We start from the raw sequence: 358 nt of genomic DNA, 5'->3' as shown, positions 1-358 counted from the left end.
CACGCGACAACCCGGATCCCGCCGACACCGTCGAGGACTGGAACCTGCTGCTGTTCCAGATGTCGCTGCGCTTCTCGGCCGTCTCCTAGCCTGTTGCCCAACCCCGAGGAATCGGAGACATGTCCTTCACGACGCTGTTCCGGAATCATCGCTCCTTGAGCCTGACCTGGCGCGTGGTCGCGCTCAGCAGCCTGCTGCTGCTGCTGCTGGTGTCGCTGTTCACCTGGCTGGGTCATAGCAACCTGACCCGCCAGTTCCAGGAAGGCCGCATGCAGCACCACGCCCGCCAGCAGCGCGAGGTGCAACTGGCCCTGCAGCGCTCCGAGGAGGGTCTGCGCCAGCTCGCCAGCCTGACCGC

Annotated in this window: 1 protein-coding gene; it reads left to right on the top strand. The window is 66.2% G+C overall.

The window, feature by feature from the left end; translation table 11 throughout:
* Nucleotides 1-119: 119 nt before the first annotated feature.
* Nucleotides 120-358, top strand: a 239-nt coding sequence (locus CVH10_RS18400; RefSeq protein ID WP_146143045.1) for a hypothetical protein, incomplete at its 3' end; no start/stop codon positions are given.

Origin of the sequence: Halomonas sp. ND22Bw (assembly GCF_003011945.1) — a bacterium.
Taxonomy (GTDB): domain Bacteria; phylum Pseudomonadota; class Gammaproteobacteria; order Pseudomonadales; family Halomonadaceae; genus Halomonas; species Halomonas halophila.
Note: the sequence above shows the minus strand (reverse complement) of the source record. Positions and strands in the feature narration are given on the sequence as shown.